Annotated in this window: 25 protein-coding genes and 2 tRNA genes; 17 read left to right on the top strand and 10 right to left on the bottom strand. The window is 72.0% G+C overall.

The window, feature by feature from the left end; translation table 11 throughout:
* Positions 1-73: 73 nt before the first annotated feature.
* The 3 genes from OG553_RS10350 to OG553_RS10340 are packed head-to-tail and all read left to right on the top strand — an operon-like array spanning position 74 to position 3257.
* Positions 74-1774 (top strand): TerD family protein, encoded by a 1701-nt coding sequence (locus tag OG553_RS10350; RefSeq protein WP_405978689.1) that lies wholly within the window; start codon positions 74-76, stop codon positions 1772-1774.
* A 29-nt stretch (positions 1775-1803) separates the two neighbouring features.
* Complete coding sequence (locus tag OG553_RS10345) at positions 1804-2484, top strand: AIM24 family protein (protein WP_125594309.1); 681 nt, start codon at positions 1804-1806, stop codon at positions 2482-2484.
* A 17-nt stretch (positions 2485-2501) separates the two neighbouring features.
* Positions 2502-3257, top strand: a complete 756-nt coding sequence (locus tag OG553_RS10340) for an AIM24 family protein (protein ID WP_385767797.1) — start codon at positions 2502-2504, stop codon at positions 3255-3257.
* Positions 3258-3334: 77 nt separating this feature from the next.
* On the opposite strand, the gene OG553_RS10335 is transcribed toward OG553_RS10340, so the two are convergent.
* A complete protein-coding gene (locus tag OG553_RS10335; protein WP_405978688.1) occupies positions 3335-3877 on the bottom strand; it encodes an NUDIX hydrolase in 543 nt (180 codons plus the stop codon).
* Positions 3874-5265 carry a zinc-dependent metalloprotease gene (locus tag OG553_RS10330; protein ID WP_405978687.1) on the bottom strand — a complete coding sequence of 464 codons (1392 nt, stop codon included), beginning with the start codon at positions 5263-5265 and terminating at the stop codon, positions 3874-3876. Before OG553_RS10330 ends, OG553_RS10335 begins: the two co-directional genes overlap by 4 nt.
* 192 nt (positions 5266-5457) lie before the next feature.
* Between OG553_RS10330 and OG553_RS10325 the strand changes: the two genes are divergently transcribed.
* The 4 genes from OG553_RS10325 (at position 5458) to OG553_RS10310 (ending at position 8817) form a co-directional block, all read left to right on the top strand.
* Positions 5458-6624 (top strand): SDR family oxidoreductase, encoded by a 1167-nt coding sequence (locus OG553_RS10325; protein ID WP_007266419.1) that lies wholly within the window; start codon positions 5458-5460, stop codon positions 6622-6624.
* Between the two features lie 134 nt (positions 6625-6758).
* The gene (locus OG553_RS10320) at positions 6759-7220 is read left to right on the top strand and encodes a molybdenum cofactor biosynthesis protein MoaE (RefSeq protein WP_362465898.1); all 462 of its coding nucleotides are present in this window, start codon (positions 6759-6761) and stop codon (positions 7218-7220) included.
* Positions 7221-7431: 211 nt separating this feature from the next.
* Positions 7432-7629, top strand: a complete 198-nt coding sequence (locus tag OG553_RS10315; protein WP_362465900.1) for a hypothetical protein — start codon at positions 7432-7434, stop codon at positions 7627-7629.
* A gap of 99 nt (positions 7630-7728) precedes the next feature.
* Positions 7729-8817 carry a PDZ domain-containing protein gene (locus OG553_RS10310; RefSeq protein ID WP_405978686.1) on the top strand — a complete coding sequence of 363 codons (1089 nt, stop codon included), beginning with the start codon at positions 7729-7731 and terminating at the stop codon, positions 8815-8817.
* A 19-nt stretch (positions 8818-8836) separates the two neighbouring features.
* On the opposite strand, the gene OG553_RS10305 is transcribed toward OG553_RS10310, so the two are convergent.
* Positions 8837-9406, bottom strand: coding sequence for a PPA1309 family protein (locus OG553_RS10305; protein WP_405978685.1), 570 nt, complete (start codon positions 9404-9406; stop codon positions 8837-8839).
* Positions 9407-9511: 105 nt separating this feature from the next.
* Here OG553_RS10305 and OG553_RS10300 point away from each other — a divergent pair, with 105 nt between their 5' ends.
* The 4 genes from OG553_RS10300 (at position 9512) to OG553_RS10285 (ending at position 14797) form a co-directional block, all read left to right on the top strand.
* Positions 9512-12421 (top strand): UPF0182 family protein, encoded by a 2910-nt coding sequence (locus OG553_RS10300; RefSeq protein WP_405978684.1) that lies wholly within the window; start codon positions 9512-9514, stop codon positions 12419-12421.
* Between the two features lie 59 nt (positions 12422-12480).
* Positions 12481-12554 (top strand) — tRNA-Met (locus OG553_RS10295).
* A 213-nt stretch (positions 12555-12767) separates the two neighbouring features.
* Positions 12768-14639, top strand: coding sequence for a tetratricopeptide repeat protein (locus OG553_RS10290; protein ID WP_405978683.1), 1872 nt, complete (start codon positions 12768-12770; stop codon positions 14637-14639).
* A gap of 84 nt (positions 14640-14723) precedes the next feature.
* A tRNA-Met gene (locus OG553_RS10285) sits at positions 14724-14797 on the top strand.
* Positions 14798-14910: 113 nt separating this feature from the next.
* On the opposite strand, the gene OG553_RS10280 is transcribed toward OG553_RS10285, so the two are convergent.
* Positions 14911-15327 carry a Fur family transcriptional regulator gene (locus OG553_RS10280; RefSeq protein ID WP_405978682.1) on the bottom strand — a complete coding sequence of 139 codons (417 nt, stop codon included), beginning with the start codon at positions 15325-15327 and terminating at the stop codon, positions 14911-14913.
* A gap of 128 nt (positions 15328-15455) precedes the next feature.
* Here OG553_RS10280 and OG553_RS10275 point away from each other — a divergent pair, with 128 nt between their 5' ends.
* Positions 15456-16925: a catalase gene (locus OG553_RS10275; protein WP_405978681.1), complete on the top strand. Its 1470-nt coding sequence runs from the start codon at positions 15456-15458 to the stop codon at positions 16923-16925.
* 83 nt (positions 16926-17008) lie between these two features.
* Here OG553_RS10275 and OG553_RS10270 read toward each other — a convergent pair whose 3' ends face one another.
* Together OG553_RS10270 and hisN are read right to left on the bottom strand one after the other, a co-directional pair.
* Complete coding sequence (locus tag OG553_RS10270; RefSeq protein ID WP_405978680.1) at positions 17009-17401, bottom strand: cyclic nucleotide-binding/CBS domain-containing protein; 393 nt, start codon at positions 17399-17401, stop codon at positions 17009-17011.
* A 192-nt stretch (positions 17402-17593) separates the two neighbouring features.
* A complete protein-coding gene (hisN, locus tag OG553_RS10265) occupies positions 17594-18400 on the bottom strand; it encodes a histidinol-phosphatase (protein WP_405978679.1) in 807 nt (268 codons plus the stop codon).
* A gap of 136 nt (positions 18401-18536) precedes the next feature.
* Here hisN and OG553_RS10260 point away from each other — a divergent pair, with 136 nt between their 5' ends.
* Positions 18537-19103 carry a TetR/AcrR family transcriptional regulator gene (locus OG553_RS10260; protein WP_405978678.1) on the top strand — a complete coding sequence of 189 codons (567 nt, stop codon included), beginning with the start codon at positions 18537-18539 and terminating at the stop codon, positions 19101-19103.
* On the opposite strand, the gene OG553_RS10255 is transcribed toward OG553_RS10260, so the two are convergent.
* From OG553_RS10255 to OG553_RS10240, 4 genes are all read right to left on the bottom strand, one after another.
* Positions 19069-19392, bottom strand: a complete 324-nt coding sequence (locus OG553_RS10255; RefSeq protein ID WP_007266432.1) for a multidrug efflux SMR transporter — start codon at positions 19390-19392, stop codon at positions 19069-19071. The two genes, OG553_RS10260 and OG553_RS10255, sit on opposite strands and share 35 nt — an antisense overlap.
* Positions 19393-19542: 150 nt before the next feature.
* Positions 19543-20553 (bottom strand): ribosome small subunit-dependent GTPase A, encoded by a 1011-nt coding sequence (gene rsgA, locus OG553_RS10250; protein ID WP_405978677.1) that lies wholly within the window; start codon positions 20551-20553, stop codon positions 19543-19545.
* Positions 20554-20563: 10 nt separating this feature from the next.
* A complete protein-coding gene (gene aroA / locus OG553_RS10245; protein WP_405978676.1) occupies positions 20564-21910 on the bottom strand; it encodes a 3-phosphoshikimate 1-carboxyvinyltransferase in 1347 nt (448 codons plus the stop codon).
* 53 nt (positions 21911-21963) lie between these two features.
* A complete protein-coding gene (locus OG553_RS10240; protein ID WP_405978675.1) occupies positions 21964-22677 on the bottom strand; it encodes a M50 family metallopeptidase in 714 nt (237 codons plus the stop codon).
* A 53-nt stretch (positions 22678-22730) separates the two neighbouring features.
* Between OG553_RS10240 and OG553_RS10235 the strand changes: the two genes are divergently transcribed.
* The 4 genes from OG553_RS10235 (at position 22731) to rsrA (ending at position 25618) form a co-directional block, all read left to right on the top strand.
* The gene (locus tag OG553_RS10235; RefSeq protein ID WP_405978674.1) at positions 22731-23546 is read left to right on the top strand and encodes an SOS response-associated peptidase; all 816 of its coding nucleotides are present in this window, start codon (positions 22731-22733) and stop codon (positions 23544-23546) included.
* 48 nt (positions 23547-23594) lie between these two features.
* A complete protein-coding gene (locus OG553_RS10230) occupies positions 23595-24233 on the top strand; it encodes an alpha/beta family hydrolase (protein WP_405978673.1) in 639 nt (212 codons plus the stop codon).
* Positions 24234-24674: 441 nt separating this feature from the next.
* The gene (locus OG553_RS10225; protein ID WP_007266438.1) at positions 24675-25319 is read left to right on the top strand and encodes a sigma-70 family RNA polymerase sigma factor; all 645 of its coding nucleotides are present in this window, start codon (positions 24675-24677) and stop codon (positions 25317-25319) included.
* On the top strand, positions 25316-25618 hold the full coding sequence (rsrA, locus tag OG553_RS10220; protein ID WP_388933841.1) for a mycothiol system anti-sigma-R factor: 303 nt from the start codon (positions 25316-25318) through the stop codon (positions 25616-25618). The genes OG553_RS10225 and rsrA overlap by 4 nt, the downstream gene beginning before the upstream one ends.
* Positions 25619-25793: the final 175 nt, after the last annotated feature.

The raw sequence follows: 25793 nt of genomic DNA, 5'->3' as shown, positions 1-25793 counted from the left end.
ATGTCGGCAGGAGCCGTTAGCCTGAGCGGCACACATCGAGCAGTCGAAGTCGGGATGGGGGACGGTCGGACACATGGCCAGGGAATTCCAACGCGGCCACAAGGCCAAGATCAGTGATCTGACGGCGGGCACCGATCTGTACGTGGGCGTCCAGATCGCCGGGCCCGGGCTCACCTTCGACATCAGCTGCTTCGGCCTCGACGCCGACGAGCGCCTGTCGGACGACCGCTACTTCGTCTTCTACAACCAGCCGAAGTCGCCCGAGGAGTCGATCCAGCAGCTCGGCGCGCAGGCCGGGGACACCGAGTCCTTCCGGGTGACCCTCGACCACGTGCCCGCGTCCATCCACAAGCTGTCCTTCAGCGCCACCCTCGACGGTGCCGGCCAGATGTCGCAGATCGGCCCCGGCTACATCCGGATCGTGGCCGGCGGTGAGGAAGTCGTCCGGTACTCCTTCACCGGCTCCGAGTTCAGCACCGAACGCGCGCTGATGATCGGCGACTTCTACCGCAAGGACGTGTGGCGCTTCGCCGCCGTCGGCCAGGGCTTCGACGGCGGACTCGGCGCGCTGCTGGAGCACTTCGGCGGCGAGGTCGCCGAGGACGAGCCGCAGCCCGAGCCGCAGGCCCCGGCGCAGCCGCAGGCAGCCGCCCCCGCGTTCGCCCCGCCCCCTCAGGCCGCCGCCCCGGCCCCGTCCTTCGGCGCCCCGGTCCAGCAGCAGCCGCCCGCCCCCGCGCCGTACGCCCCGCCGCAGCAGCAGCCCCCGGCCCCGCAGCCCCCGGCGCCCGCGCCCGCACCCGTGCCCGTCCACTCGGCCCCGACCATGGTCGGCCCGATCGGCGGGACCGCCCCCGCGGCCCCGTACGGCCAGCCGCCCCACCCGCCCCAGCAGCCCGGCCCGCCCGCCCACGGCCAGCAGCCGCAGCAGTCATACGGCGGCCAGGTCCCGCCGCCGGCCCCGGCCCCCGCGCCCTACGGCCAGCAGCCGGGGCCCTCGTACGGCCAGGTCCCCGGCCAGCCGCCCGCCCCGCAGGCCCCCTACGGCCAGCAGCCGCCGTACGGCCAGCAGCCCCAGGCCCCCTACGGCCAGGCCCCGCAGGCCGCCGCGCCCGGCGCCGGACTCGCCCTCGCCCTCCAGCCGTACAAGGAAGCCCCCACCGGCGCCCGCTGGACCCCGCAGAACCAGCAGCTCATGCGCGTCGACCTGTCGATGGGCGGCCAGGCCGTCCTCGCCCGCCAGGGCAGCATGGTCCTCTACCAGGGCAAGGTCGACTTCAGCTACAAGGGCGCGGGCTTCGCCGGCCGCATCGTCGGCAACGCCACCGGCCAGGAGATGCAGCTGATGCGCTGCACCGGCCGCGGCCAGGTCTTCCTCGCCGAGAACGGCGCCCACCTGCACGCCATCGAGCTCCAGGGCGACGGCATCTGCGTCTCCGCCGAGAGCGTCCTCGCCTTCGACGAGTCCCTCCAGCACGAGGTCCGCCGCATCGAGGGCCACGGCATCCCCGGCGGCGCCCTGTTCACGATGCTGTTCCAGGGCTCCGGCACGGTCATCGTCAAGACGCACGGCGTGCCCGTCGTCCTGCCGGTCACCCCGACCACCTTCGCCGACAGCAACGCCATCGTCGCCTGGTCGGCCGCCTCGCAGGTGATCATCTCCAGCCAGGTGCGGCTGCGCCGCAACGCCTACCCGGGCCACAGCGGGGAGACCGTGAACCTCCAGTTCCGCGGCGCCCCCGGCAACTTCATCGTCGTCCAGCCGTACGAGGTCTGAGGGAGCCCCACATGAACGCCATGAACGCAATGAACCAGCAGCTCGCGGGCTACGCCCCGACACCCGTCACGGCCCGGATGGAGAACCACGGCCGGGCCATGCTCAAGGTCGCCATGCAGAGCGGCCAGGACCTCTTCGCCCGCACCGGCTCGATGGTGGCATACGAGGGCTTCGTCCAGTACGAGCCCAACCCGCCCGCCGTCCGCCAGATGGCCTCCCAGTGGCTGACCGGCGAGGGCGCGCCCCTGATGAAGTGCACCGGCGACGGCCTGCTCTACCTCGCCGACTACGGCGCGGACGTCGTCTGCATCAACCTCAACAACGACGCCCTCTCCGTCAACGGCACCAACCTCCTGGCCTTCGACGCCCACCTCCAGTGGGGCGTGGAGCGGGTCAAGGGCATGGCGAAGTTCGCCGGCCAGGGCCTGTTCAACGTCCAGGTCGCCGGCACCGGATGGGTCGCCATCACCTCGCGCGGCACCCCGATCGTGGTCGACTGCGGCCGCGGCGACGACGAGACGTACGTCGACCCGGACGCGCTCGTCGCCTGGTCCCCGAACCTCAAGGTCAAGGGGAAGCGCAGCTTCAAGGCCTCGTCGATGATCGGCCGGGGCAGCGGGGAGGCCTACCAGATGGCCTTCTCCGGCCAGGGCATCGTCGTCGTACAGCCCAGCGAGGACAGCACCGACCGGCTCCGGACCCGGGGCTGAGGGGGAGCGGACACACCATGCAGAGCTCACTTTTCGGCCACGCCGAGCAGCAGTCCCAGGACCGGTACACCGTCCAGAACCCCCAGCTCCTGAGGGTCACCCTGAACGGCTCCGACGACATCCTCGCCCGCAAGGGCTCGATGGTCGCCTACCAGGGCATCGTCGACTTCGACGGCGAGTACCAGAGCAGCAACCAGCGGGGTGCCCGCCGCCGCACCGGCGAGGGCCTCGACCTGATGCGCTGCTCCGGCCAGGGCACCGTCTACTTCGCCAACCTCGCCCAGTACGTCCACGTCGTCGACGTGGACCACGACGGCCTCACCGTGGACAGCGGCTACGTCCTCGCCATGGACTCCACCCTGCACACCGAGGTCATCGCCGTCGACAGCCAGTACGGGATCTCCGGCTCGGGCAAGTACCAGCTCAACATCTCCGGCCGCGGCAAGGTCGCCCTCATGACCTCCGGCCAGCCGCTGATGATGCAGGTCACCCCCGACAAGTACGTCAACGCCGACGCCGACGCCATCGTCGCCTGGTCCACCTCGCTGCGCGTGCAGATGCAGGCCCAGACGCACTCCACCGGCGTGTGGCGGCGCCGCGGCAACACCGGCGAGGGCTGGGAGCTCAGCTTCCTCGGCACCGGCTTCGCCCTGGTGCAGCCCAGCGAGGTGCTGCCCCCGCAGAACGCCCAGCTCGGACAGGGCGTCGCGGCCCAGTACGGCATGGGCCAGCACGGCGCGCACGCCCAGAACCAGAACAACGCCTGGAACTGACCGGGGCCGGGACCGGGGCCGGGACCGGGGCACGGGGAAGGGGCGGACCCGCACGGGTCCGCCCCTTCCCCGTCACTTCACGCGCCGAGCCGCGCCCGGGTGGCCTCCAGCAGCCGCACCACCGAGGTGTCGGCGACCGCCGCCACCTCCGCGTACGGGAACCAGCGCAGGTCCAGCGACTCGTCGCTGATCTCCGCCTCCACACCGGCCGGGGCCAGCACCGCGTACTGCACGTCCAGGTGCCAGTTGCACGGCGCGGGGATCGGATGCCGGTCCAGGCGCACCGGCCCGCCCTCCACCAGCGTCAGCCCCGAGGCGATGCCCGACTCCTCGACGGCCTCGCGCATCGCCGCCCCGGCGAGGGTGGTGTCACCGGGCTCGCAGTGCCCGCCCATCTGGAGCCACATGCCGAGCTTCTTGTGCAGGGTCAGCAGCACCCGGCCGCCGGCCGGGTCGATCACCAGGGCGCTGCCCGTGACGTGCCCGGCCGTGCAGGGCTTGTACATCCCGTCAGCGTGGGCGGCCAGGTGGTCCAGGTAGACCCCGCGAAGCTCTTCCTGCTGGGCGTCCGGACCCTCGAACTCCTTCAGGACCCGGACCGCGTCGTCGTACAGGTTCACTTCTTGTCGTCGCCCTCTTCGTCACGCTGCTGGGCGGCCTCGCCGAGCATCTTGTCGATCTCCGAGAAGTCCAGGTGCTCGCGGTGTACGAACCCGTCCGGGTCGTCCAGGTCGGAAGCCGTCGGCAGCATGTCCGGGTGCTCCCACAGCCCGTCGCGGCCGTCCACGCCGCGCGCGTCGGTGAGCGAGGCCCACAGCCGCGAGGCGTCCCGCAGCCGCCGCGGACGCAGCTCCAGCCCGATCAGCGTCGCGAAGGTCTGCTCCGCCGGGCCGCCCGAAGCACGCCGCCGGCGCATGGTCTCGCGCATCGCGTCCGCCGAGGTCAGACGGGGCTTCGCCGCCTCGTGCACGACGGCGTCCACCCAGCCCTCGACCAGCGCGAGCGCCGTCTCCAGGCGGGCCAGGGCGGCCTTCTGCTCCGGGGTGTCCTGCGGCTGGAACATACCGCCCTGCAGCGCCTCCTGGAGCTGCTCCGGGTTCGACGGGTCGAGCTGGCCGACCACGTCCTCCAGCTTCGACGTGTCCACCTTGATGCCCCGCGCGTAACCCTCGACCGCACCGAACAGGTGCGAGCGCAGCCACGGCACGTGCGCGAACAGGCGGGCGTGCGCCGCCTCGCGCAGCGCCAGGTACAGCCGCACCTCGTCCGAGGGGACGCTCAGGTCCTTGCCGAAGGCCTCGATGTTCAGCGGCAGCAGCGCCGCCCGCCCGGCCGGGCCCAGCGGCAGTCCGATGTCCGTCGAGCCGACGACCTCGCCCGCCAGCGTGCCCACGGCCTGGCCGATCTGCTGGCCGAACATGGCCCCGCCCATGGAGCGCATCATCCCGAGCAGCGGGCCCGCCATGGCCTGCATCTCCTCGGGCAGCACGCCGCCCATGGCCGCGCCCACGCGCTCGGCGACCGGGTCCACGAGCTCCTTCCACACCGGGAGGGTCGCCTCGACCCACTCGGCACGGCTCCACGCGACGGCCGCGTTGGCACCCGACGGCAGGGAGGTCACGCCGTCCAGCCAGAGGTCGGCCAGGCGCACGGCCTCCTCGACCGCGGACTTCTCCGCGATGCCGACGCTCGCGTCCTTGACCCCGTCCGCGGTGCCCTGCGCGACGGTCTGGCGGGCGATGTCCTTGGCCATGTCCCAGTTCACGGGACCGCCCTCGTAGCTCAGCATCTGGCCGAGCTGCTGGAAGGCGGCACCGAGGTCGTTCGGGTTCATCGAGCCGAACATCGCGGCGAACGGATTCTCCGCACCGCCCGGGAAGCCACCGGGAAGGCCGCCCGGGCCGAACCCGAACGGATTGCCCGGACCTCCCTGGCCGCCCTTCTTGCCTTTGTCGCCGTCCTCCGGCTCCTCCGGCGGAAGGCCGAATCCGAATGGGGTGTCGCTCACGGGTTTCCTCGGCTCGTAGGGCCGCCGGCGGGAGCCGGCGGGCGATGGTCCGACAACACCACCCAGCCTAGACACCACTCCCGCTTCCGGGCTCGGTGCTCCGCCGGGTCCTGGGCTGCGGCAGGATGGACATCACCTGGTGGGTACGCGTCACAGCGCGTCCCCACTGAAGACAACCGCTGGAGACGCCCGGTGAGTTCCCCAGATCCGCAGGCTCGCGCGCCGCACGACGCCGAAAACCGCCCTGAGCACGACGACAGCGCCCCCGGCGTTCGCCAGCCGCGAAACCAGGCCGGTCCGCGCCGCCCCAGCCCCGTGATCGCGGTGACCGGGGCCGCCTCGGGCGTCGGCGCCGCCCTGGTGAGCCGCCTCGTCGAATCCGACGAGGTCAAGCAGGTCGTGGCCATCGACGAGCGGCGCGGGGACTGCGCCGCCGCCCAGTGGCACGTCCTGGACGTACGGGACCCCGCGATCGCCGAGAAGCTGCGCGGCGCGGACGTCGTCGTCCACCTCGCGCTCGACCTCGACCTGGAGACGGACCCGGCCGCCCGCACCGCCTACAACGTGCGCGGCACCCAGACCGTGCTCACCGCAGCCGCCGCGGCCGGCGTGCACCGGGTCGTGCTGTGCACCTCGGCGATGGTCTACGGAGCCCTGCCGGACAACGACATCCCGCTCTCGGAGGACTCCGAGCTGCGCGCCACCGCCGAGGCCACCGGCGTCGGCGACCTCCTGGAGATCGAGCGCCTGGGCCGCCGCGCGCCCCGCGCCCACCCCGGCCTCAACGTGACCGTGGTCCGCCCCGCCGTCCTGGTCGGCGGCACGGACACCGCCCTGACCCGCTACTTCGAGTCCCCGCGCCTGCTCGTCGTCGCCGGATCCCGGCCCACCTGGCAGTTCTGCCACGTCGAGGACCTGGTCAGCGCCCTGGAGTACGCGGCCCTGGAGAAGGCCGAGGGCGAGCTCGCCGTCGGCTGCGAGGGCTGGCTGGAACAGGAGGAGGTCGAGGAGCTCAGCGGGATCCGCCGCATGGAGCTGCCCTCCGCCGTCGCGCTCGGCGCCGCCGCCCGGCTCCACCGGATCGGCCTGACCCCGTCCCCGGCCGGGGACCTCGCCTACACCATGCACCCCTGGGTGGTCAGCGTCAGCGGGCTGCACGCGGCCGGCTGGCGGCCCCGCTGGACCAACGAGGAGGTGCTGGCCGAGCTGCTCCAGGAGGTCGCGGGCCGGCACACCGTCGCCGGCCGCCGCCTCGGCCGCAAGGACGCCGCCACGGCCGCCGGCGCCGCCGGCGCGACGGTCGCCCTCCTCGGCGCGGCCGCCGCCGTACGCCGCGCCCGGCGCCGCCGCGGGCTCTGACCTGCGGGACACGGCCCCGGACCGGCCCGGTCCGGGGCGGGGCCGGTCTCCTGTAGGAGGCTCCCAACCGGCGCGCCGCGCCCCGGGCGAAACGGCTATTCCACCGGGTCGGCGGCTAGGGCACGATGGGGAACATGGCACCGCACTTCGACCACCCCGGCGAGCAGGCCGCGCAGGACCCCATCAGGCTGCTCGAAATCCGTGAGACCCCGCTCTCCATCGACGAGGTCTTCAAGGCCGTCGGCGACGACGCCACCGGCGGCACCACCCTCTTCGTCGGGACGGTGCGCAACCACGACGGCGGAGCCGACGTGGACTCGCTCGGCTACTCCTGCCACCCGACGGCGGAGGCCGAGATGCGCCGCGTCGCCGACCGCGTCGTGGCGAAGTACCCGGTCCGCGCCCTGGCCGCCGTACACCGCATCGGCGACCTCGCCGTGGGCGACCTGGCCGTGATCGTCGCCGTCTCCTGCCCGCACCGCGGCGAGGCCTTCGAGGCCTGCCGCATGCTGATCGACGACCTCAAGCACGAGGTCCCGATCTGGAAGCACCAGACGTTCTCCGACGGCACCGAGGAGTGGGTCGGCGCCTGCTGAACCCGTGGCGTGCGCCGGGCCGACGGACGGAGTCCGGCGCAGTCGCCTGCTGACGCCGCCGGTACGGGGGCCGGGTGCGGGGTCCTCACGGGCGGGGGGTAGCCTCCCCCCGTTCGGCCGCGCAACACGCCCTCGATTTGCGTAACCCCCCTCCGGGCACGAGCGTTGAAGCCACCAACGACACGCACTTTCGGGGCAGGGAGGCACGTTCATGGCATCACTGGCGTGGTTGCTGATTCCGCTGTTCGCCGCGATCGGGGCGGCGATATGGGGCAGCTGGGCGGCCCGCGACCGAACCCAGGGCGACATATCCGAACTGGCCGGCTACGCCAGGTTCCGCGAGGCCATGGACCGGGCCGACCGGGCGAGGACGAACGAAAAGGCGCACTCCGGTTCCGACGCCGTCTGAAGCGTCCCGGGAACCGTCCCGAGAGCCCCCTCCGCCCGCTGACCCCGTACGGACCGGCCCCACGGGCCGCCCGGCCGGGCCGTCCCGTACTGTCGATCCATGCCACGCCGCACCGCGACGATGCTCGCCTCCTTCCTCGTGCTGTTCGCGCTGCTCTGCGCGGGGGTCTTCATCAAGGTCCCGTACTCCGAGATGAGCCCGGGCCCGACCGTGAACACGCTGGGCGACTCGCGCGGTGAGCCGGTGCTGAGCATCTCGGGGCACAAGACGTACCCGACCAGCGGCCACCTCAACATGACCACGGTCCGCGTCACCGGCGCCGACTACGACATGAACCTGCTGGAAGCGGTGTACGGCTGGGTGGCCGGCGACAACATCGTCGTACCGCACGAGAACCTCTACCCGAACGGCAAGACGGACAAGGAATCGACGCAGGAGAACGCCGAGGAGTTCAGCCAGTCGCAGGAGAGCGCCAAGGTGGCCGCCCTCAAGCAGCTCGGCATCCCGGTCACCGCCCGCGTCGTCGTCTCCACCGTCGTCAAGGCCAGCCCCTCCGAGGGCAGGCTGCACGCCGGTGACGTGATCAAGGCGGTGGACGGCGCCCCCGTCACCGTCCCCGGGGACGTGGCCAAGCTCGTCACCAAGCACAAGCCCGGCGAGCCCGTCGAGTTCACCATCGTGCCCGCCGCGGAGGCGGCCGAGGCGGAGAAGGCGAACCGCGAGCCCACCGGCAGCGCCAAGGTCACCATCACCGCGGGCAAGGCGGAGGACGACGGCCACGCCATCGTCGGCATCCGGGCCGGGACCGACCACACCTTCCCGTTCCCGATCGACATCAAGCTCGCCGACGTCGGCGGCCCGAGCGCCGGCCTGATGTTCGCCCTCGGCATCGTCGACAAGCTCACCCCCGAGAACCTCACGGGCGGCAAGTTCATCGCGGGCACCGGCACCATCGACGACGAGGGCAAGGTCGGCCCCATCGGCGGCATCCAGATGAAGACCATCGGCGCCCGCAAGGCCGGGGCCGAATACTTCCTGACCCCGGCCGAGAACTGCGCCTCCGCGGCCCAGCACACACCCGAGGGCCTGACCCTGGTGAAGGTGTCCACCATCGGCGACGCCGCCAAGGCACTGGAGAAGATCGGCAAGGGGGACACGGCCGGACTGCCGAAGTGCACCGCGTCCTGACCGAGCCCCCCTCCCGCCCCTAGCTGAAGGTCGCCGCCAGCGCGTCGGCCAGCCCCGGCACCAGGCTCGCGCCGGTCAGCACCTCGCTGGAGGAGTCCTTCTCCCGCAGCCGTACGGCCGACTCCCGCGAGCCGTCGCGCAGCACGCCCACCGTCAGGCGCACCTCCTGCCGCTCGGGGTGGCCCGCGACCCACTTGGTCAGCTGCTTGTCGTTCAGCCCCTCCGGCACGGCGGCCTCGGCGGACGGCGGCAGCATCAGCCGCTCCACCGTCAGGGCGCAGCCGACGACCGCGTCGGGCCAGGCGATGGTGCCGAGGAACTTGTCCAGCGGGGTCCCGGCCGGAACCTCGTCCTGCTCGATCGGGGTGAGCTGGCTCTTGCCCGCGTCGTCCTGGTCCAGGCCGAGCTGCCCGGCGAGGCGGGGCTCCTGCCGGCGCAGCCGGGCCGTGTCGACCAGGGCGAAGAGGCGGGCCGGCTTGTCCCAGCCGAGGGTGGAGGCGTACTCGTCGATCTCGAGGACGGCGCGGGTCAGCGGGCTGGCCGCCATGGGGGTGCCGGGGGAGGGCGAAAGGTTGGACATGGACAACATCCTGCCTCCTTTCCCCCCGATACCGGGAACTGACTAAAGCCTCAGTAAGTTGCATGGGTGGGCCCTACGATCGTGGGCCCAGGACCAGACACAGCGACTTTCGAGGTGCGCACCTTGGCTTTCCAGATGCCGGACCGCGGCGGAGGCCCCTCCGGGCCACGGATGAGAGTCGGCCGCCCCTCCCGGCGCGCCCGGACCCTCCTGACGACACTGGGCGTCCTTGCCGTCCTGGCGATGGCGTTCATCATGTTCGCCGGGTTCTGGACGGACTGGCTCTGGTTCCGCTCCGTCAAGTACTCCTCCGTCTTCACCACCACCCTGTGGACCAAGATCGGCCTCTTCGCCGTCTTCGGCCTGCTGATGGCCGGTGCGGTCGGGCTGAACATCTGGCTGGCGTACCGGCTGCGGCCGCCGCTCAGCGCGATGTCGATGGAGCAGCAGAGCCTCGACCGGTACCGGATGAGCGTCGCCCCGTACAAGAAGTGGCTGCTCCTGGCCATCGCGGCGATCGTCGGACTGATCGCGGGCGCCTCGGCGGCCGGCCAGTGGAAGACCTGGCTGATGTACGTGAACGGGGTGCCCTTCGGGCGCAAGGACCCCCAGTTCCACCTGGACGTGTCGTTCTACACCTTCGACCTGCCCTGGTACCGCTTCCTCCTCGGCTTCGGCTTCGCGGCCGTCGTCCTCTCGGTGATCGCCGCCGTCGTCGTGCACTACCTGTACGGCGGACTGCGCGTGACCAGCCCGGGCGCCCGGGCCACCGCCGCGGCGACCGGGCACCTGTCGGTGCTGCTCGGCCTCTTCGTCACCTTCAAGGCGATCGCGTACTGGCTCGACCGGTACGGCCTCGCCGTGAAGTCCAGCGACTTCAAGGCCGCCGACAACTGGACCGGCCTGCGCTACGTCGACGCCAACGCCTACCTGCCGGCGAAGACGATCCTCGTCGCCATCGCCGCGATCTGCGCGGTGCTGTTCTTCGCCACCCTGTGGCGGCGCACCTGGCAGCTGCCGGTCATCGGCTTCGGCCTGATGGTCCTCTCGGCGATCCTGATCGGCGGGCTCTACCCGGCGATCGTCCAGAAGTTCCAGGTCCAGCCGAACGAGCAGGCCAAGGAATCGCCGTACGTCGAGAAGAACATCAAGGCCACGCGCGACGCCTACGGCATCGACGGGGCCGACGTGAAGGACTACCCGGGCGCCCCGCAGACCGAGGACCGCACCAAGCTGCGCTCGGTGGCCGACACCACGGCCAGCCTGCGCCTGCTCGACCCGAACATCGTCTCGCCGGCCTTCCAGCAGCTCCAGCAGGTCAAGGGCTACTACGGCTTCCCGTCCACGCTGGCGGTCGACCGGTACGACGGCCAGGACACGGTCATCGGGCTGCGCGAGCTGAACATCGGCGGCATCCCGAAGAACAACTGGATCAACGACCACTTCAAGTACACGCACGGCTACGGCGTGGTCGCGGCCAAGGGCACCACCGTCAAGGACGGCGCCCCCGACTTCACGCAGTCCGACCTGCCCTCCAAGGGCATGTTCGGCACCGACTTCGAGCAGCGCATCTACTACGGCGAGCAGACGAAGCAGTACTCGATCGTCGGCGGTCCGCAGAAGGAGCTCGACTACTCGGACGACAAGGGCGAGAAGGAGACCAGCTACAAGGGGAACTCCGGGGTCAACCTGGACAACCCGGTCAACCGCGCCGCGTACGCGCTCGCCTTCAGCGAGCCGCAGATCCTCTACTCCGGCGCCATCGGCGACGGCTCGCGGATCCTGTACAACCGCACGCCCAAGGACCGCGTCGAGGCCGTCGCCCCCTGGCTGACCATCGACGGGGCCCCGTACCCGGCCGTCGTCGAGGGCCGGATCAAGTGGATCGTCGACGCCTACACGACGACGAACGGCTACCCGTACGCCTCGCGCACCACGCTGGGCCAGAGCACCGCGGACTCGCTGACCAACAGCCAGCGCGCGGTGGTCGCCCAGGAGAACCAGGTCAACTACATCCGCAACTCGGTGAAGGCCACCGTCGACGCCTACGACGGCACGGTCGACCTGTACCAGTGGGACACCAAGGACCCGGTCCTGAAGACCTGGATGAAGGCCTTCCCGGGCACCGTGAAGCCCAAGAGCGAGATCTCCAAGCCGCTCATGGACCACATGCGCTACCCGCAGGACCTCTTCAAGGTCCAGCGCGAGCTGCTGACCCGGTACCACGTCACGGACCCGCAGACCTTCCTCAGCGGCAGTGAGGCCTGGGCCGTCCCGGACGACCCGACGACCAAGGCCGGCACGGCGGTCCCGCCGTACTACCTGTCGATGAAGATGCCGGGCCAGCCTGAGAAGGACCAGGTCTTCTCGCTCACGACGACCTTCACGCCGAACGAGCGGCCCAACCTGAGCGCCTTCATGGCGGTGAACGCCGATCCCGGGACCCCGGACTACGGCAAGATCCGAATCCTGAAGATGCCGACCAGCAAGCCGCCGGACGGCCCCGGCCAGGTCCAGAGCAAGTTCCAGTCGGAGCCGAAGATCGCCGAGTCGATCCGGCTGCTGCGCGGCGGCGACTCGGAGATCGAGTACGGCAACCTGCTCGCGGTCCCGATGGACGGCGGGATGCTCTACGTGGAGCCGGTGTACGTGCGCAGCTCCGGGCTGAAGTACCCGTTGCTGCGCAAGGTGCTGGTGACCTACGGCGGCCAGACGGCCTTCGAGGACACCCTGGAGAAGGCGCTGAACGTGGTCTTCGGAGCCGAGGCCCCGACCACGCCGGTGCCGCCGACGACGCCGACGAACCCGACGACGCCGACGAACCCGAACACCCCGCCGACCGCGCAGGACCCGACGGTCAAGGCGGCCCTCGCCGACGCCCAGAAGGCGGTGGAGGAGGCCGACAAGGCGATGAAGGCGGGCGACTGGGCCGCGTACGGCAAGGCGCAGAGCGACCTGCAGGCGGCGCTGAAGCGGGCGATCGACGCGGAGGCGAAGCTGACGGCGCCCAAGCCGGGCGGCTAGGCGGTGCGGAAAACCCCGTAATGGTTCCGTCCCGCGTCGTGATACTGTGGTTTCACCGACGCGGGGTGGAGCAGCTCGGTAGCTCGCTGGGCTCATAACCCAGAGGTCGCAGGTTCAAATCCTGTCCCCGCTACTGAAGACGAAGGCCCGGATCCAATGGGATCCGGGCCTTCGTCATGTCCGGAGCACCGAAAAGGTGCTGTTGGGAGACACGGGGTCACTGGGGCGGGTGAGTTGGGGGGCGAGCGTGTTTGACTTGTCTCTCTGTGGGCATGTCGACAAAACGCTGTAGTGACCTCACTGGCTGCGACATACCAGGTGTACGCGGGTAGCAGGTGATGCGACGATGGGATTTATGGGGGACAGGTCAACTCTGCTGGAGACAGGGCGGTTTGTGAGGGCGGAGGCCGAGTCGGGCGCGGGAACGGGCGAGGCCGCTCCGACCGTTAACGCGCAGACCGCACTGACCGATGCGGACTTTTTGGACAGGCACAGCGCGGCAGAAGCCTTCGGGGACGCCGAGGGTGCCACCGACGCCGAGCTGGAGGCCCGCCACCGCGTGGCCGCCGACAAGGGCGACCCGGGCGCCATGAGCGTGCTCGGCGCCCTGCTGCTGCGCCGCGGCGACCTGGCCGGCGCCGAACCCTACCTCCGCGGCGCCACCGGTGGCGGCGACCGCGCCGCCGCCAACAACCTCGGCGTCCTCCTCCTCCAGCGCGGCTACCCCGACGAGGCCGCCGGCTGGTGGCGGGTCGCCGCCGTCGCCGGATCCGCCCCCGCCGCGCACGCCCTGGGCCGCCACTACCGCGAGCGCGGGGACGAGCCCGCCGCCGAGTACTGGCTGCGCCAGGCGGCCGAGTCCGGACATGCCCTGGGCGCCTACGGCCTGGCCGACCTGCTGGAACACCGCGGGGACAAGGGCATCGAGCGCTGGTTCCGGGCCGCCGCCGAGCAGGGGCACCGCGAGGCCGCCTACCGGCTCGCCCGCCACCTGCGCAAGGGCGACCCCGCCGAGGCCGAGCAGTGGTACCGCCAGGCCGCCGCGCGCGGGCACCGCCGCGCCGGACTGCACCTGGGCGCCCTGCTGGAGGCCCGCGGCGAGCTCAAGGAGGCCGGCCGCTGGTACCTCAGCTCCGCCAAGCAGGGCGAGGCCCGCGCCGCCTGCGCCCTCGGCTTCCTGCTGCGCGACGCCGGCGACGAGGACAGCGCGGCCGCCTGGTGGCACCGCGCCGCCCAGGACGGCGACGGCAACGCCGCGAACGCCCTCGGCGCGCTGCACGCCGCCCGCGGCGAGACCCAGACCGCCGAGAAGTGGTACCGGGTCGCCATGGACGCCGGCGACCACAACGGCGCCTACAACCTCGCCCTGCTCTGCGCCGCCCAGGAGCGGACCGCGCAGGCCGAGCAGTGGTACCGCCGGGCCGCGTACGCCGGCCACCGCGAGGCCGCCAACGCCCTGGCGATCATGCTGCTCCAGGCCGGGGACGCGGCCGGCGCCGAGCCCTGGTTCTCCAAGGCCGCGGAGGCCGGCAGCGTCGACGCCGCCTTCAACCTCGGGATCCTCTTCGCCAGCCGGGACGAGGACCGCTCCGCCCTGAAGTGGTACGAGCGGGCCGCCGCCGCCGGGCACACCGACGCGGCGCTCCAGGTCGGGATCGCCCTCGTGCGCGACGGCGAGGAGCGGGCCGCCGAGCGGCACCTGCGCTGCGCGGCGGGCGGCGGCAGCGCGGAGGCCGCATTCCGGCTGGCCGCCCTGCTGGAATCGCTGGCCCCGCCGCCGGAGCCGGTGGCCCTCGGCGAGCCCGTCGGCGGAGCCGCCCGCACCGAGAGCGAGGAGTGGTACGCGCGCGCCGCCGAGCAGGGCCACCGCCGGGCACAGGTACGGGTCGGCATGCTCGCCGCCGCCCGGGGCGACCTCGCGGTGGCGGCCCGCTGGTACCGGGAGGCGGCCGAGGCCGGCTCCCGCAACGGAGCCTTCAACCTCGGGCTGCTGCTGGCCCGCGAGGGCAGCGAACCCGAGGCGGCCCTGTGGTGGACCCGCGCGGCGGTGGCCGGGCACGGCCGGGCCGCGCTCCGGCTGGGGCTGCTCGCGGCCCGGCACGGGGACCTCGCCGAGGGGCAGAAGTGGTGCGTGCGGGCCATGGAGCTGGGTCCGGCCGAGGTGTCCGAGCGCGCCGCCCGGCTGCGCGACGCCCTGGCCGAGGAACTGTCCGCGTAGGGGCGGCGGAGCCGCCGCCCGCCGGGGTTCCCGACAACTGATTTGCATCTGCCGGGTGGCCTCACGTAGAGTCGTGTTTACCGACGCGGGGTGGAGCAGCTCGGTAGCTCGCTGGGCTCATAACCCAGAGGTCGCAGGTTCAAATCCTGTCCCCGCTACTGAAGGCCCGAGGCCCGGATCCCATGGATCCGGGCCTCGAGTCGTTTCCGGGCCGTTTCTGAACGCGAAGAAGGCCGGGAGCCCAGGGCTCCCGGCCTTCTTCCGTGACGCGTCAGGCGCCCGCGCAGTTCGGGCACACCCCGCGGTACGTCACCTCGACCGCCGAGACCGTGAAGCCGAAGCGCTCGCCGTCGGGCAGGTCGGCCAGCGGGTCGCCCGCCGGGTGGACGTCCCGGATGGCGCCGCACTGGGCGCAGACCAGGTGGTGGTGGGGGCGGTGGGCGTTGGGGTCGTACCGCTTGGCCCGCCGGTCCGTCGAGACTTCGAGGACTTCGCCGATCGATACGAGCTCGCCCAAGGTGTTGTAGACCGTCGCGCGAGAGATCTCGGGCAGTTTGGTCACAGCACGTGCGTGCACCTCGTCCGCCGTCAGGTGCACGTGGTCACCGTCGAGCACTTCGGCCACGACGCGGCGCTGTGCCGTCATGCGCCAGCCGCGTCCGCGAAGTCGTTCCAGCAGGTCACTCATACACGCCAGCCTAACAGCGGGGAATCCGTGTAGATCCCGAACCAGTGTGGACTTGGATGCTTGCTTGACTTAGACAAAGTCCATCGTAGGATCGATTACGGCAAACGCCAAGGACAGGACATGCACGAATGACGCTGGAGGCGCACGTGACGCAGGGACCGCTCACCACGGAGGCCGGGGCTCCGGTCGCCGACAACCAGAACAGCGAGACGGCCGGCGTCGGCGGTCCGGTCCTGGTCCAGGACCAGCTCCTGCTGGAGAAGCTCGCGCACTTCAACCGCGAGCGCATCCCGGAGCGCGTGGTGCACGCCCGCGGCGCCGGCGCCTACGGCACCTTCACGGTGACCGCGGACGTCACCCGGTACACCCGCGCCAAGTTCCTCTCCGAGGTCGGCAAGCAGACCGAAACGTTCCTGCGCTTCTCCACCGTCGCGGACAGCCTCGGCGGCGCCGACGCCCGCCGCGACCCGCGCGGCTGGGCGCTGAAGTTCTACACCGAAGAGGGCAACTACGACCTCGTCGGCAACAACACCCCGGTCTTCTTCATCCGGGACGCCATCAAGTTCCCCGACTTCATCCACACCCAGAAGCGCGACCCGTACACGGGCTCGCAGGAGCCGGACAACGTCTGGGACTTCTGGGGCCTGTCGCCCGAGTCCACCCACCAGGTGACCTGGCTGTTCGGCGACCGCGGCATACCGGCGTCCTACCGCCACATGAACGGCTACGGCTCGCACACCTTCCAGTGGAGCAACGAGGCCGGCGAGGTCTTCTGGGTCAAGTACCACTTCAAGACCGACCAGGGCATCAAGAACCTCACCCAGGCCGAGGCCAACCAGCTCGCCGGCGAGGACCCGGACTCCCACCAGCGCGACCTGCGCGAGTCCATCGAGCGCGGCGAGTTCCCGACCTGGACCGTGCAGGTCCAGATCATGCCGGCGGCCGAGGCGGCGAACTACCGCTTCAACCCGTTCGACCTCACCAAGGTGTGGCCGCACGAGGACTACCCGCCGATCGAGATCGGCAAGCTGGAGCTCAACCGCAACCCGGAGAACGTCTTCGCCGAGGTCGAGCAGAGCATCTTCTCCCCGGCGCACTTCGTCCCCGGCATCGGCCCCTCCCCGGACAAGATGCTCCAGGGCCGTCTCTTCGCGTACGGCGACGCCCACCGCTACCGCGTCGGCATCAACGCCGACCACCTGCCGGTGAACCGCCCGCACGCCACCGAGGCGCGCACCAACTCCCGCGACGGCTACCTGTACGACGGCCGCCACAAGGGCTCCAAGAACTACGAGCCCAACAGCTTCGGCGGCCCCGCCCAGACCGGCCGCCCGCTGTGGGAGTCCACCCCCGTCACCGGCGGCACCGGCAACCACGCCACCCCCTCGCACTCCGAGGACGACGACTTCGTCCAGGCGGGCAACCTCTACCGCCTCTTCTCCGAGGACGAGAAGTCCCGTCTGATCGAGAACCTGTCCGGCTTCATCGCCAAGGTCTCCCGTGACGACATCGTCGAGCGCGCCGTCGAGAACTTCCGCCGGGCGGACGCCGACTTCGGCAAGCGGCTCGAAGCCGCGGTCCAGGCCCTCCGAGGCTGATCAAGGCCGCTTGCCGTAGCAGGACAGCGGGCCGGAACCCCTTCGCCGGGGTTCCGGCCCGCTGTCGTTCCCGTGCCGGAGCGCTACGCGTGCACGGCCCGGCGGGCCGGCACCCAGCAGCGGATGACGTCGCGGACGGAGACGATGCCGACCGGGCCGCCGTCCTCCAGCACGATCAGGTGCCGGAACCCGCCGTGGACCATGGCCTCCGCGGCCTCCTGCACGGTCGCGTCGGGGGTGCAGAAGACGACGTTGTTCGTGGTGTGCGCGCCCACCGACTCCCGGTCGGGGTCGTGGCCGGCGCCGATCGAGTTCAGGATGTCGCGCTCGGTCAGGATGCCGATGCCGCTGTGGTCGGGGTCGAGGACGACGGCCGCGCCGACGCGCCGGCCGGACATCAGGCAGGCCGCCTGACGGAGGGAGTGCGCGGGTCCGAGGGTCAGGATCACGGTGCTCATGGCGTCGCGGACGAGCATGGGGAGAGCCACCTCCTGGGGTGAGCCCCCGCCTGGGTGGGGTGCGGCACGCGTAGGTCCTCCACTTAGAGAAGCCGTTCACAAGCGCACAAGCGGGGGGATCCTCAGACTCCCACGGACACGGAAAGTCATCAAGGGGGCACGCACAGCGCGCGAGCGCGCCGGGCGGCCCTCCGCTTCAGGCCCTCCGCTTCAGGCCCTGCGGTTCAGGAAGCCCAGCATCTCGTCGTGCAGCAGGCCGTTCGAGGCCACCGCGTTGCCGCCGTCCACCCCGTCCACCCCGTCCAGGCTGGTGAACCGGCCGCCCGCCTCCTGCACCACGACCGCGATGGCGGCCATGTCCCACAGGTTCAGCTCCGGCTCGGCGCACAGGTCCAGCGAGCCCTCCGCGACCATCATGTACGGCCAGAAGTCGCCGTACGCCCGCGTACGCCAGCACGCGCGAGTCAGGTCCAGGAAGCCCGGGAGCCGGCCCTGCTCCTCCCAGCCGCTCAGCGAGGAGTACGCGAACGAGGCGTCGCCCAGGGAGGCCACCTTGGACACGGAGACGGGCCCGGCGGGCTCGCCCAGCGCGCCGCCCGCGAAGGCGCCCCCGCCCTGCGAGGCCCACCAGCGGCGGCCCAGCGCCGGGGCCGAGACCACGCCGACGACCGGGCGGAACACCCCGTCCGCGTCCTGTTCCATCAGGGAGATCAGCGTCGCCCAGACCGGGACGCCGCGCACGTAGTTCTTCGTGCCGTCGATCGGGTCCACCACCCAGCGGCGCGGCCCGTCGCCCTTGAGCCCGTACTCCTCGCCGAGGATCGCGTCGTCGGGGCGCGCGGCCTGGATCCCGGCCCGGACGACCTCCTCGGCGGCCTTGTCGGCCTCGCTCACCGGCGTCATGTCCGGCTTCGTCTCCACCTGGAGGTCCAGGGCGCGGAAGCGCTGCATCGTGGCGGCGTCCGCCGCGTCGGCGAGTTCGAGGGCGAGGCGCAGGTCATCGGCATACGTGGACATGGCCGAACAGTATCGAGACCGGCCGGTCCCGGCGAACGAGGTCCACAGTGCGGCCGGGACGCGCCCTTGACGGGACCTGGCGGCCCGTCAACCCTGGTGGGGATGTGCGGCCGGCGAATCCAGCGGGGAGGTGGCGATGCCGACGGCCCGTGAGTCCCTGCTGCAAGCGGCCGAGGCCGCACTGGCCGCCCGGCCCTGGCCGGCCGTGCGGATGGTCGAGGTCGCGGCCGCCGCCGGGGTGTCGCGCCAGACCCTCTACAACGAGTTCGGCGGCAAGGCGGGCCTGGGCCGGGCCCTGGTGCGCCGCTCCGCCGACTGGTACCTCGACGGGGTGGAACGGGCGCTGGCCGCGCCCGCCGCGCGCGGCTCCGCCGAGCGGCTCGCCGCCGTCGCCGACTGGACCGTACGGGCGGCCCGCGCACGGGTCCTCGTACGGGCCCTGCTCACCGGTTCCTGGGGGCCGGGCCTGCCCTCGCCGCCCCCGCCCGGGGGCCGGCAGGCACTCGGGCCGGGGGAGCTGACCCGGGCGGCGCGCGACCGGGCCGCGGCCGCGCTGCCGCAGGAGCCGGCCCGCCGCTGCGAGCTCGCCGTACGGCTCGCGCTGTCCTACGTGGTCGCGCCGGGGGAGCCGGGCCAGGAGCCGGCCGCGGCGGAGCTGCTGCGGCTGCTCAGTGCGCCGAACCGGAGAGCTGGAGGCCGATGACCCCGAGGATCACCAGCGTGATCGAGACGAGTTTGAGGGTCGAGACCAGGTCGCCCAGGAAGACCATGCCGTAGATCGCCGTCCCGGCCGCCCCGATGCCCGTCCACACCGCGTACGCCGGACCCACGTCCAGCTTCTTCAGCGCGAGGGTCAGCAGCCCGAAGCTGCCGAGGGCGAAGCACGCGAAGGCGATCGTCGGCCACAGCCGGGTGAACCCGTGCGACAGCTTGAGGCAGACCGCGAAGCCCGTCTCCAGGATCCCGGCGACCACGACCAGCAGCCACGCCATGGCGTATGCCTCCCCGCGTCAGGTGACTCGGCGTCACTTGGTGCGATTATGCATTTACCAGACATGGGCGGTGGCAAACCCCGCCGGACGATCAACCTGTCGCCGGCGGGTCCGCCCACGGTGCGCCTGCGGTCCGTCTCCGGCCCGCGGTCAGTCGCCCTCGCGGCGCTCGCGGGTCTGCAGCAGCCGCCGCAGCGAGTACAGCCGCGCGGGGTCCGCGTGGCCGTCCTCCACCCACCGGTCGAGCGCGCAGTCCGGCTCGTCGTGGCTGCACGCGCGCGGGCACTCCTCCGTGCCCGGCACCAGCTCCGGGAAGGCCAGCACCACCCGGGACGGGTCCACGTGGTGCAGGCCGAAGGAGCGCACGCCCGGGGTGTCGATGACCCAGCCGTCCCCGGAGGGCAGCGGCAGCGCGAGCGCCGAGGTGGTGGTGTGCCGGCCGCGGCCGGTGACGGCGTTGACGTGCCCGGTGGCCCGCTGGCGGCCCTCGCCGACCAGCGAGTTCACCAGGGTCGTCTTGCCGACGCCGGAGTGGCCGACGAAGGCCGTGATCCGGCCGTCCAGGCGCTCGCGCACCCGGTCGGCGGCATCGCCGGTCGCCAGCTCCTCGCGGTTGGTGACCACGTAGTTCAGCCCGAAGGTCGAGTACACCTCCAGGATCTTGTCCGCGGAGGTCAGGTCGGACTTGGTGAGGACCAGCAGCGGCTCCAGCCCGGCGTCGTACGCGGCCACCAGGCAGCGGTCGATCATCCGGGGCCGGGGCTCCGGGTCGGCCAGCGCCGTGACGATGGCCAGCTGGTCGGCGTTGGCGACGACCACCCGCTCGTACGGGTCGTCGTCGTCCGCGGTCCGCCGCAGGACCGACTTGCGCTCCTGGATCCGCACGATCCGCGCGAGGGTGTCCTTCTTGCCGGACAGGTCACCGACGAGCGACACCCGGTCGCCGACCACCGCCGCCTTGCGGCCCAGTTCGCGGGCCTTCATGGCGATGACCTTGCGGTCCTCGACCAGGCAGGTCAGCCGGCCGCGGTCCACGGTGAGGACGAAGCCGTCGGAGGCGTCCTCGTGCTTGGGCCGGATGTTCGTCCTGGCCCGGTTGCCCTTGGGGTTCGGGCGCTGGCGGATGTCGTCCTCGTCGGTGTGCTTGCCGTACCTGCGCATGACCGGGCCCCTACGCTCCCGCTCCCGTCGGTCCTGCGAGCATGTCCGTCCACATCTTCGGGAAGTCCGGCAGGGTCTTCGCGGTCGTCGCCACGTTCTCGATCTCCACGCCCGGCACGGCCAGGCCGATCACCGCGCCGGCCGTGGCCATGCGGTGGTCGTCGTAGGTGTGGAACACGCCGCCGTGCAGCTTGCGCGGACGGATCCGCAGGCCGTCCTCGGTCTCGGTGACGTCGCCGCCGAGGCCGTTGATCTCCGCGGTCAGCGCCGCCAGCCGGTCCGTCTCGTGCAGCCGCAGGTGCGCGACGCCGCGCAGGACCGACTCCGAGTCCGCGAGCGCGGCCACGGCCGCGATGCCCGGGGTCAGCTCGCCGACCTCGCTCAGGTCCACGTCGATGCCGTGGATCTTGCCGGTGCCGGTGAAGACCAGGCCCGCCTCGGTCAGCTCGCAGGAGCCGCCCATCGCGGTGAAGATCTCGCGCAGTGCGTCACCGGGCTGCGTGGTGCGCAGCGGCCAGTCCGGGATGGTGACCGTGCCGCCGGTGATCAGCGCCGCGGCCATGAAGGGCTGGGCGTTGGACAGGTCCGGCTCGACGACCATGTCGCGGCCGAGGAGCGCGCCCGGCGCCACCCGCCACACGTCCTTCTCGCCGCCGGCTTCGGGGGTGTCGACCTGGGCGCCGGCCGCGCGCAGCATGTCCACGGTCATGCGGATGTGCGGCATCGAGGGCAGCTTGCCGCCCACGTGCCGGACCTCGACGCCCTGGTTGAAGCGCGGCGCGGACAGCAGCAGCGCCGAGACGAACTGGGAGGAGTTGGAGGCGTCGATCTCGACCGTGCCGCCCTCCAGGGCCCCGCCGCCCTGGACGGTCATGGGCAGCGCGCCCCGGCCGTCGTCGTCGATCCGGGCGCCGAGGGCGCGCAGCGCGGTGATGACCTGACCGAGGGGGCGCTCGTAGGAGCGCGGGTCGCCGTCGAAGCGGATGTCGCCGTCGGCCAGGGTGGCCACGGGCGGCAGGAAGCGCATGACCGTGCCGGCATTGCCGACGTCGACGGTGGCCGGGCCGTGCAGGGCCGCCGGGATGATCCGCCAGGCCTCGCCGCTGTCGCCGTCGGCGGAGCTGGAGGAGACGGTCTCCTCGATGCCGACGCCCAGCGCCCGCAGGGCGTCCGACATCAGCTGGGAGTCTCGCGAGCGCAGCGGGCGGCGCACCCAGCCCGGCTCGGCCGCGAGGGCGGCGAGCACGAGGGCGCGGTTGGTGACCGATTTGGACCCAGGCACGGTGACGGTGGCGTGGACGGCCTGCTCCGCGAACGGAGCGGGCCAGAGGTCATGGAGCGCGGGGGTCTCGGTCATGGCCCTTACTTTAGTGGCTCCCCACGGCCCCCGATCTGGATCGCGGCCCCGTCTCAGAGGGCGAGCAGCCAGCGCCCGCCGCCGATGAGGCAGCACAGGGTGACCGTGTGGAACATGAGCAGCCAGGCGACCGGATGGACGTGCGTGAGGCGGCCCAGCTGGTCCGCGTCGGACTCCGGAGCCGCGCCGCCCCGGCGCTGGGCCTGGAGCTCGAACACCGGCCGCACCGAGCCCAGCAGCAGGAACCACACCACCCCGTACGCGAACGCCGCCTGGACCGCCTCGGGGGCCTTCCAGGACACCAGCAGGAACGTCCCGCCGGTCAGCACCACCGTCAGCAGCCCGTACGCGTTCCGGATCATCACCAGCATCACCAGCAGCAGCGCGGTCGCCGCCCACAGCAGCAGCGTGATCCGGTGCGCCGCCAGCAGGGCCGCCCCGCCCAGGCCCAGCAGCGCGGGCGCCGTGTAGCCGGCGGCGAGCATCAGGACCATCCCGATCCCGGTCGGCTTGCCCCAGCTGAGGGTCACCCCGCTGGTGTCGGAGTGCAGCCGGATCCCGGTGAGCCGGCGCCCGGTCAGCAGGGCGAGCAGTCCGTGGCCGCCCTCGTGCGCGATGGTGATCGCGTTCCGCGCCACCAGCCACACCGGCCGGGGCGCCACGACCGCGAGCGCGGCCAGTCCGGTCGCCAGCACCAGCCAGAAGGCGGGCGCGGCCTGTATTCCGGTGAGCCGGTCCCAGAGGCCGGCCGTCGTGCTGCTGTCCATGGAGTGGCGGACTCCTTGCGGTCGGAGGTCGGGTCCATGGCAGTGTGTCAGCCATGTGCGGAAGGTTTGCGGCGAGTCGGACGCCCCAGGAGCTGGCGGGGATATTCGGGATCGAGAGGTGGGAGCCGAGCGAGACCCTGGCCCCCGACTGGAACGTGGCGCCGACCAAGGAGGTCCACGTCGTCCTCGACCGTCCCCTGAAAGACGCGCGGGACCCCCGTCCGGTTCGCCAGCTGCGGGTGCTGAAGTGGGGCCTGGTCCCCTCCTGGGCGCAGAACCCCGAGGGCGCGGCCCGGATGATCAACGCCCGGTCCGAGACCCTGCACGAGAAGCCGTCCTTCCGCCGCCCCTTCGCGCAGCGCCGCTGCATCGTCCCCGCCGACGGGTACTACGAGTGGGTCACCGCGCACGACGAGCGGGAGCTGGAGGTCGAGGGGAAGAAGAAGCGGGCCCGCAAGCAGCCGTACTTCGTGCTCCCCGCCGACGGCTCGGTCTTCGCGATGGCCGGGATCTACGAGTTCTGGCGCGACGCCACCCTGCCCGCCGACCACCCCGGCGCCTGGTGGGCCACCTGCTCGGTGATCACCGCCGAGGCCGAGACCACCCCGCTGGGGGTGGCGCCCGCCGAGGGGCCGCGCTCGCTCTCCGAGATCCACCCCCGGATGCCGCTGATGCTGACCCCGGACCGCTGGGACGCCTGGCTGGACCCCGCCCGCACCGACGAGAACGGGCTGCGGGCGCTGCTGGCGCCCCCGCCGGGCGGGCTGATGCGGGCGTACCCGGTGGCCACGGCGGTGAGCAGCGTACGCAACAACGGGCCGGAGCTGCTCCGGGAGCTGGAGGGTCCGGAGGAGGCCACCCTCTTCTAGGGCGGCGCCCTGCCGTCCCAGGGGCCCGCCGCCCGGCAGGATGGGCCCATGAGCACCCGTACCGAGAGCGTCGACACCCCGGCCGGCGAGGCCCGGATCACCTGGCACGCCGCCCGCGCCGCGAAGCTGGTGCTGGCCCTGGGCCACGGCGCCGGCGGCGGCATCGAAGCCCGCGACCTCCAGGCCCTGGCCGCGGCACTGCCCGCCCGGGGCGTCACCGTCGCCCTGGTCGAGCAGCCCTGGCGGGTCGCCGGGAAGAAGGTCGCCGCCGCGCCCAAGGTGCTGGACGAGGGCTGGCGGGCCCTGTGGCCCGCGCTGGAGCGGCCGGGGCCGCCCGTGGTGGCCGGCGGTCGCAGCGCCGGGGCCCGCGTGGCCTGCCGGACCGCCGCAGACCTGGGCGCGGCCGGGGTGCTCGCGCTGGCCTTCCCGCTGCACCCGCCGGGCAAGCCGGAGAAGTCCCGCGCCGAGGAGCTGCTGGGCGCCGGGCGGCCCGTCCTCGTGGTGCAGGGCGGCCGGGACCCCTTCGGGCGGCCGGAGGAGTTCCCGGGAGGGGAGCACGAGCTCGTGGAGGTGCCCTTCGGCGACCACGGCTTCGCCGTGCCGAAGAAGGCCGACCTGACCCAGGAGGAGGCCCTGGCGGTCATCACGGACGCGGTCGCCCCCTGGCTCGCCGGGCTCCCGGCCTGACCCGGGGACGGCCCGGACGGAGCCCCGGACGGGCCCGGACGGACTCCCGCCGGAGCCCCGGAAGCCGCGGACCGCGCCGCGGACGCCCCAAGGAGCCCCGGACGGGCCCCTCCGCGGTCCGGACCTGACAGATTCCGGCGTGACCCCGCTCACCCGCCCCGCCCGGCCCCCGGAAATCGGCGAAAACCCTTGGCGCACCGGGGAATGCGCTGCCCCGGCCGCCTGTTGTGGGGAGTGTCGGAACGCAGGGGAAAGACTTCGGAGGAGAGGGAGCGCATGACCCAGGTCATCAGCCAGAACCGCCCGCAGGCCGCTGACCTGGAATGGACGGTGCTGCCCGCCCCCAAGCGAGACTCGCTTCGGGCGGCGGAGGGCCGGGAAGGTCGACTATTCTCCGATTCGAGCGGATCCGCTTTCGGAGCCGCCACGCTGTCGGAGGAGGTGGGTCCTGTCGCTGGGACCGACGAAGGCCAGGCACAGGAGACGACCGCTGAGCGCAATGCGCGTTTCGAGCGGGACGCCCTCGGCTACCTCGACCAGATGTACTCCGCCGCGCTGCGCATGACGCGCAATCCGGCCGACGCCGAGGACCTGGTCCAGGAGACCTACGCGAAGGCGTACGCGTCCTTCCACCAGTTCCGCGAGGGCACCAACCTCAAGGCGTGGCTCTACCGCATTCTGACCAACACGTTCATCAACTCCTACCGCAAGAAGCAGCGTGAGCCGCAGCGCAGCGCCGCCGAGGAGATCGAGGACTGGCAGCTGGCGCGCGCCGAGTCGCACATGTCGACCGGTCTGCGTTCCGCCGAATCGCAGGCGCTCGACCACCTGCCCGATTCGGACGTGAAGGAAGCGCTCCAGGCCATTCCCGAGGAGTTCCGCATCGCGGTCTATCTTGCCGACGTAGAGGGCTTTGCGTACAAGGAGATCGCGGACATCATGGGTACACCCATCGGTACGGTCATGTCGCGGCTGCACCGTGGGCGCCGTCAACTCCGCGGAATGCTGGAGGACTATGCCCGTGAGCGCGGGCTGGTCCCCGCCGGCGCGGGAGAGTCGAACGACCTGAAAGGCTCGGGCTCATGAGCTGCGGAGAGCCGCACGAGACGGAGTGCGCCGAGGTCCTGGATCATCTATACGAGTTCCTGGACCACGAGATGCCCGACAGTGACTGCACGAAGTTCGAGACGCACTTCGGCGAATGCAATCCCTGTCTGGAGAAGTACGGCCTGGAACAGGCCGTGAAGAAGCTGGTCAAGCGCTGCTGCGGATCGGACGACGTGCCGACCGATCTCCGCTCCAAGGTCATGGGCCGGATCGAACTGATCCGTTCGGGTCAGGCCGTCCCGGAGGGTGACATCACCGCCGGGCCCGCGACCGGCTGAACGGTCCGGTCCGAACGCTGAACCACCGCCCCCGGAACCACACTTCATTCACTCGAAGGTGCTAATCCGGGGGCGCCCGTACGGCGCAATGCGAAAATGTGCCCCGCTCCGTTCGGGTGCCGACCTATTCTCCCCTCGCGGTACCGCTCCATTCCGGTACCCGGTTTTCCCGGCC

Source organism: Streptomyces sp. NBC_00158 (genome assembly GCF_045160885.1).
GTDB lineage: Bacteria > Actinomycetota > Actinomycetes > Streptomycetales > Streptomycetaceae > Streptomyces.
This window is presented reverse-complemented; position numbering and strand designations above follow the sequence as displayed.